The sequence below is a fragment of the Streptococcus saliviloxodontae genome, assembly GCF_016908655.1.
Taxonomy (GTDB): Bacteria; Bacillota; Bacilli; order Lactobacillales; family Streptococcaceae; genus Streptococcus; species Streptococcus saliviloxodontae.
In genome coordinates this window covers 51,356-58,473 of sequence record NZ_JAFBEI010000008.1, presented here as the reverse complement: position 1 = coordinate 58,473, position 7,118 = coordinate 51,356, and the positions used below count along the sequence as shown (strand labels likewise).

Annotated in this window: 8 protein-coding genes and 2 pseudogenes; 1 reads left to right on the top strand and 9 read right to left on the bottom strand. The window is 37.0% G+C overall.

All coding sequences use genetic code 11. The annotated features are described in order from the left end of the window. Window positions 1–848: 848 nt before the first annotated feature. Window positions 849–1,694 (bottom strand): annotated as a pseudogene (locus JOC31_RS02890) (IS982 family transposase). Between the two features lie 157 nt (window positions 1,695–1,851). Here JOC31_RS02890 and JOC31_RS02885 point away from each other — a divergent pair. Further along, window positions 1,852–2,193, top strand: a pseudogene (locus JOC31_RS02885) (transposase); the annotation flags it as partial. Between the two features lie 214 nt (window positions 2,194–2,407). Here the strand turns inward: JOC31_RS02885 and rplQ are convergent. From rplQ to secY, 8 genes are all read right to left on the bottom strand, one after another. Beyond that, window positions 2,408–2,794, bottom strand: coding sequence for a 50S ribosomal protein L17 (gene rplQ, locus JOC31_RS02880; protein WP_205016685.1), 387 nt, complete (start codon window positions 2,792–2,794; stop codon window positions 2,408–2,410). A gap of 19 nt (window positions 2,795–2,813) precedes the next feature. Next, on the bottom strand, window positions 2,814–3,752 hold the full coding sequence (locus JOC31_RS02875; RefSeq protein ID WP_205016684.1) for a DNA-directed RNA polymerase subunit alpha: 939 nt from the start codon (window positions 3,750–3,752) through the stop codon (window positions 2,814–2,816). Window positions 3,753–3,798: 46 nt separating this feature from the next. Continuing rightward, window positions 3,799–4,182, bottom strand: coding sequence for a 30S ribosomal protein S11 (rpsK, locus tag JOC31_RS02870; RefSeq protein WP_002887520.1), 384 nt, complete (start codon window positions 4,180–4,182; stop codon window positions 3,799–3,801). A 28-nt stretch (window positions 4,183–4,210) separates the two neighbouring features. Continuing rightward, the gene (gene rpsM, locus JOC31_RS02865) at window positions 4,211–4,576 is read right to left on the bottom strand and encodes a 30S ribosomal protein S13 (RefSeq protein ID WP_027972207.1); all 366 of its coding nucleotides are present in this window, start codon (window positions 4,574–4,576) and stop codon (window positions 4,211–4,213) included. A gap of 15 nt (window positions 4,577–4,591) precedes the next feature. Further along, on the bottom strand, window positions 4,592–4,708 hold the full coding sequence (gene rpmJ, locus JOC31_RS02860) for a 50S ribosomal protein L36 (RefSeq protein ID WP_000868345.1): 117 nt from the start codon (window positions 4,706–4,708) through the stop codon (window positions 4,592–4,594). Window positions 4,709–4,733: 25 nt separating this feature from the next. Continuing rightward, a complete protein-coding gene (infA, locus tag JOC31_RS02855) occupies window positions 4,734–4,952 on the bottom strand; it encodes a translation initiation factor IF-1 (RefSeq protein WP_001040189.1) in 219 nt (72 codons plus the stop codon). A gap of 112 nt (window positions 4,953–5,064) precedes the next feature. Further along, window positions 5,065–5,709: an adenylate kinase gene (locus JOC31_RS02850; RefSeq protein ID WP_205016683.1), complete on the bottom strand. Its 645-nt coding sequence runs from the start codon at window positions 5,707–5,709 to the stop codon at window positions 5,065–5,067. A 96-nt stretch (window positions 5,710–5,805) separates the two neighbouring features. Next, entirely contained in the window at window positions 5,806–7,110 is a 1,305-nt protein-coding gene (gene secY, locus JOC31_RS02845; protein WP_205016682.1) for a preprotein translocase subunit SecY, read from the bottom strand. Between the last annotated feature and the right edge of the window lie 8 nt (window positions 7,111–7,118).

Sequence of the window (7,118 nt, the reverse complement as noted above, 5' to 3'; positions counted from 1 at the left end):
TACGTCTTCTGACGATTCATTTTTGTAAATTGACAGGTCATAATTATCTAATCATAACCCTGCACTTGGTTTCTTGTTCAGTTTTCAAAGGTCTTGTTTCTCTCTCGAGACAACTATTATATTCTATCAAACTTAATTAACTTTGTCAACTACTTTTTTGAAGTTTTTTAAAAGTTTTTTCTAAGCTTGTGCTCCTATGAGACAACCTATTCAGTATATCATCTCTAGTAGTTCTTGTCAACTACTTCTGATGACTTTTTTCTGGTACTCTCAACAGAACTTCATTAGTATAGCAAATCTTTTACCTCGCTGTCAACTACTTTTTATTACTTTTTCAAAAAAATATCAATTTTATAAACTAAATGTGCCTACGAGCTTTTTACAATATCATTTAAAACTAGTTAGACATCTAGGAGACCTAAGGTCTCACTTAATATTATGTTACTAATTACCTGTGAAAACAAGACTCCTACAAGGCCTCTAGTGATGCTTGTTAAACATTATTCAAGTCTGGCTTAATGATTAGCCAAATATCTGTCACAAATGACTTTGTTCCCGTTCTGATCCACCTTCTAAAATAGAGCTTCATATTAAGGTTATATCGTCTTAGTCTACCTGTCAAATATCCTATGAAATTATAAATTGCTCTTTTGATCAGATAAGAAGGAGGTTTTGAACTTAAACTAGCATCATATCACCCTCTAAACTCTCCTCATTTTTTATTGGCAAAAACGATGAACAATATCTATCAAATCCATCCAAACCTTGTGATATATCTCTTTACTGCGATATTTCGTTGTGTAAACATATAATGTTTGTACTTCCATTAAGTATACAACCCCCTAGTGCTAGTTAATCTCAAAATATCTTAGATTATAAGCAAGTATAATTTGTTCAATTCTCAAATGGAGTCCTGTTAAACCTCTAGCTAGTGTGTGTTCTATATCAAAAAGGGCACAAAGCTCTGAAAATCGGGTTTCAATAGTTCGTCTCATAGCCATCAAGTGCCAATGATTATGTTGCTTAGCTCCAGCCATATTCTGACGCAGAGGTGTCCAAAGATGATAGCCTTTCTGCTTTAACTGTTCTTTAAGTTGTCGGATAAGATAACCTAAATCAGCTAAAATAAAGGGTTACCGGCAATTTTCTAGTAAATCATCCACTACTCTAATATCATGAACAGAAGCAGGTGTTACAACATAATTCAGGATATACCCCGACAGAGTGACCAGCATATGGACTTTAAAGCCGTAAAACCATAGGTACTTCGAAGCATTATAGCCAATATCTGCGATGCCATTAAAAATCTTAGCTCTGTGATTACGAACAGGCTGGCAAAGTGGTAAAGGAAAACTATCCATAATGGCAATCGTATCCTGAGAAATTTGATTGTTCAATTCTTGACGAATCAATTGTCTTGCTCGTCGATCAAAGCTACTCCGCTCTAACAATCGTTCACAAGGAAATAGTTGGCAGATGCGATAGAAATGACGTTGCGATTTAATGCCTAGCTCATCCTGTAAAAGAAGTAAAACTAGTAGTGACTCATCGGACACTTTGGATAACTTACGATTACGACGATGTTTGAGAGAATCAGGGCAGTAATCATGGTAAAGCTTTGAACAAATTTGAGATAATTGTTTCATATTCCATTGTAAATGATGGGATTTAGCAGTATACTGTAAGTGGCGCATTTGGACTAACCTCCTGTATGTTTCGTCACTTACAGTATAGTCCTTTCGGGCTTTTTATTATATTTTGAGATTAACTAGCACCACGAGTAGTATACAATGAATTGTAACTACTTTTGTCATTACTAAAATAATCCACTGAGCTATTTTAGTCCTCTTATCTGACCAGCTGAAGCAGCACTATGAACTCTACCAATGTCTTCTCTTTCATTTTCAAGAAAAGCAAGTGGATCACTTCTTTGGCCTCATTTCGGATACTATCAAGGAGGTTAATCCTATCTTCAAGACTGTTTTTTCAACCTTCCTCAAAGACCAGGACAAGATCATCAATGCAATGAAGCTCCCTTATTCCAACGCCAAGCTGGAAGCGACTAACAATCTCATCAAGGTTATTAAGCGTAACGCTTTTGGTTTCAGGAACTTTAAAAACTTCAAAAAACGGATTCTCATCGCTTTGAACATGCAAAAAGAGAGAACCAATCTGATTCTCTCTCGCTGCTGATTATAAGTCAACCCACTACAGTTGACGAAGAGCCAAAAAAACGCCTGCTTACGAAAGAGATTTATAGAAACCTATAAATCCTTTTCGTAAACAAGCGTCGCTTGTTCTCTATTCTATGATGAGTGTTCCCGCCGAGGGAATCCTCAGCGGTAGACCAGAGCTAGACTAAGAGGTTTCCCTCCATCATCATAACACTCAACAAAATTGATAAAAATTAAACTAATTCGATGATTGCCATCGGTGCAGCATCACCACGACGTGGTTCAGTTTTAAGAATACGAGTGTATCCTCCGTTACGTTCTGCATAACGAGGTGCAATTTCTCCAAAAAGTTTTTGAAGTGCAGTAGTTGAAGTATACTTGTCAGTTGCTTCATCATAGTTTTCAGAAGCAATTTCATTACGTACAAATGCAGCAGCTTGACGACGAGCGTGCAAATCACCACGTTTACCAAGTGTAATCATTTTTTCAACTGTTTTACGGATTTCTTTAGCACGTGCTTCTGTTGTCACGATTGATTCGTTGATAAGAAGATCTGTTGTCAAATCACGAAGCATCGCTTTACGTTGAGAGCTAGTGCGTCCTAGTTTACGGTAAGCCATTTTGTCCTCCTATATTATTTTATTTATCATTTTTCAAACCAAGCCCAAGGTCTGCAAGCTTAAGTTTAACTTCCTCAAGACTCTTACGTCCAAGGTTGCGAACTTTCATCATTTCAGGCTCAGTTTTTTCTGCTAGATCATGTACAGTATTAATACCTGCACGCTTCAAGCAGTTATATGAACGAACAGACAAATCAAGTTCCTCAATAGTGCGATCAAGAACCTTGTCATCATTAACTTTCTCAGTTTCTTTCATTACTTCTGTTGTTTTAGCAACTTCTGTAAGGTCCGTAAAGAGATTTAGGTGCTCGATAAGAACACGAGCAGACAAGCCAAGAGCATCTTCAGGAATGATTGTACCGTTTGTCATAATTTCTACAGTCAATTTATCAAAGCCATCGTTACTACCCACACGAGCAGGTTCAACTTGATAATTAACCTTTTTAACTGGCGTATAGATTGAATCTACTGCCAATGTCCCTACTGGTGCATCATCTTTTTTATTTTCATCAGCTGGTACATAACCACGGTTTTTAGCAACTGTCATAGTAGCCTTCAACGTAGAACCTTCTGAGATTGTAAAGAGATAATGATCAGGGTTAACAATTTCGATATCACTGTCAGTCAAAATATCCCCTGCAGTTACTTCAGCAGGACCTTCAACATCAAGTTCAATGATTTTTTCGTCTTCGACGTAAGATTTTACAGCAAGCCCTTTAATATTTAGGATAATTTGCATCACATCTTCTCGGACACCAGGCACAGTGTCAAATTCGTGTAATACCCCATCAATTTTAATCGATGTTACAGCAGCACCAGGAAGTGATGATAAAAGCACACGACGAAGTGAATTACCCAAAGTTGTACCATAACCACGTTCTAGTGGTTCGATAACAAACTTGCCATAATCTTTATTTTCATCAATTTTTGTTATTATTGGTTTTTCAAACTCAATCATTTATTTACTCCCTCGAAACGAATCTTGTGTATTAGTGAAATTATGATTACACACGACGACGTTTTGGAGGACGAGCACCATTATGCGGTACAGGAGTTACATCACGGATTGCAGTTACTTCAAGACCAGCAGCAGCAAGAGCACGGATAGCAGACTCACGACCTGAACCAGGACCTTTAACAGTTACTTCAACTGTTTTAAGACCATGTTCTTGTGCAGATTTCGCAGCAGCTTCTGAAGCCATTTGGGCAGCAAATGGTGTAGATTTACGTGAACCTTTGAAACCAAGTGCACCAGCAGATGACCAAGCTACAGCATTACCATGCACATCTGTAATCATAACAATAGTGTTATTGAATGTAGCGTGAATGTGAGCAATACCAGATTCGATATTCTTTTTCACACGACGTTTACGTGTTGGTTTAGCCAATTTCTTTTACCTCCTATTTTATTTTAAATTATTTCTTCTTACCTGCAATCGCAACAGCTTTACCTTTACGAGTGCGAGCATTATTTTTAGTGTTTTGTCCACGGACAGGAAGTCCACGACGGTGACGGATTCCACGATATGAACCAATTTCCATCAAACGTTTGATGTTCAAGTTCACTTCACGACGAAGGTCACCTTCTACTTTGATTGAATCAACTTCACGACGGATTGCGTCTTCTTGATCTGATGTCAAATCTTTAACACGGATATCTTCTGAGATACCAGCTGCTGCCAAGATTTTTTTAGATGTTGCAAGACCGATACCGTATACATAAGTAAGTGAAATTACTACACGTTTATCATTTGGAATGTCAACTCCAGCAATACGAGCCATTTTTTCTCCTTTCTATTATCCTTGACGTTGTTTGTGTTTTGGATTTGTTGGACAAATAACCATAACACGACCGTTACGACGAATAACTTTGCAGTATTCGCAAATTGGTTTAACCGATGGTCTTACCTTCATGTTCTAATCCCTCCAATTATTTCGATTATTTAAAGCGGTATGTGATACGTCCACGTGTCAAATCGTAAGGACTCATTTCAACAGTAACACGATCACCTACCAAAATACGGATGTAGTTTTTACGGATTTTTCCTGATACAGTTGCAAGAATTTGGTGTCCATTTTCCAATTCCACAGTAAACATTGCATTAGGCATCGTCTCAACAACTTTACCTTCAATTTCAATCACGTCTTCTTTTGCCACGCAAAAGTACCCCCTAAATTTCGATTTGATTTCCCCTGAATACAGGGGTAACAATTATAAGTCAGACTAAATCATTATATCATGACTCAGTCTAGTGTGCAAGTATGAAAATTTAATTATTCAGTGATGAAATCACTTTCTTAACATCTTCAAATACATCGTTGATATCTTGATTTCCTTCAATATCAAAAACCAATCCTTTTTCACGATAATGATTGATGATTGGTTCACCTTGAGCAATATTAACATCCAAACGGCGTTTTACAGTCTCAGGTTTGTCGTCTTCACGTTGATAGTAATCATCTTCATTGTAATCTCCAACAGGTGGATTAAAGACTTTGTGGAATGTTTCTCCTGTCTCACGATGAATGATACGACCACTCAGGCGTTCCAACAGACAAGATGGATCAACTTCAATATTGATGACACCATCAAGTTCAATCCCCAAATCAGAAAGAGTTTGATCAAGCGCAAATGCTTGTTCGATAGTACGTGGATAGCCGTCTAAAAGAAAACCTTTTTCTGCGATATCGTTTTCAGCAAGGCGTTCCTTAACAATTCCATTTGTAACTTCATCTGGAACGAGTTCACCTTTATCAATAAAGCTCTTTGCTAATGTACCCATTTCCGTTTGATTTGCCATGGCAGCACGGAACATATCTCCTGTGGAAATATGAGCAACACCAAATGCATCTACAATTTTTGAAGCTTGAGTACCTTTACCAGCACCAGGTAAGCCCATAATTAAAAGATTCATCTTACAATCTCCTTATTTTGTTTTCAAATAAGTCCATAAACTGACTATGGACTTATTTGAAAACAAAATAGAAGGTTGACAGTGTCAACCTGTTTTCTATTTTGTATTCATAAAACCAACATATTTTTTCTTCAATAAGTAACCTTCTAATTGTTTCATTCCCTCAATTCCTGTAGAAATTAGGATAAGAAGGCTAGTCCCTCCAAAGGCAACTGCATTTGATAAATGGAATACTTGCTGTGCTACAATTGGCATTAGAGCGATAAAAGCAAGGAATACTGAACCGACAGTCGCCAATTTTTTAAGGAGACTTGACATGTACTCTTCTGTTTCTCTACCTGGTCTTACACTCGGAATGTAAGATGAATTTTTTTGTAAGTTTTCCGCTGTTTTTTCTGGGTTAACTTGAACAAAAGTGTAGAAGAATGAGAAAAGGATAATCAATAAACCATAAATCAACATTCCTGTCGGAGTTGTATAGGTAAAAATTCCTTGCAGTGTGTTTAACCATGAAATATTATGGTGATTACTTTGTAAAAAGGTAATAATTGAGCTTGGTGCTGCAGTGATAGAACTTGCAAAGATAACGGGAATAACACCAGCTGGATTAACTTTTAACGGAAGATATGAACTAGTTGGAGCTCCCTGTGCCAATTTTGTGTATTGGATAGGGATTTTATATTCAGCCTGTTGAACAAATGTTGTGAAGAAAATGATAAGCAAAGTTGCTATCACTAAAATACCAACATAAATTAATGATGTCATCATGTCGCCTGAGCGCACATTGACAAAATAATCTTCATAGATGGAACTAATTGTTTTCGGGATTGAAGCAATAATACCTGAAAAGATAATCATTGAAACACCATTACCGAATCCTTTATCAGAAATCTGCTCGCCCAGCCAAGTGACAACCATACTACCAGTTGTTAAAATACAACCAATCATGAGGTAGGTTTGCCAATTAGGTGTTGCTACTAGTGATAAACTAGATAACGAGTTGAAACCAGCAGTAATACTAAGCGACTGGATAAAAGCTAATACGAGTGAAATATAGCGAGTAGCCTGATTAAGTTTTCGACGACCAACTTCCCCTTGTTTTCCCCATTCAACAAACTTCGGTAAGATGTCCATTTGTAATAACTGGACTACGATAGAAGCTGTAATATAAGGGCTAACCCCTAATGAGAAGACTGAGAAGTTAGAAATGGCGCTACCTGAAACCAGGTTCAACAAATTCAAAAAGGGAAGTTCACTTAACTGTTCTAGACTTTGTGCATTGATACCCGGAATAGTAACATGTGTTCCTAAACGAAAGACAAAAATGATAAAAATCGTAAATAATATTTTACTTCTAACATTTTTGATCTTCAAGGCATCTTTTAAAATTTTAAAGAACATATTGAGTT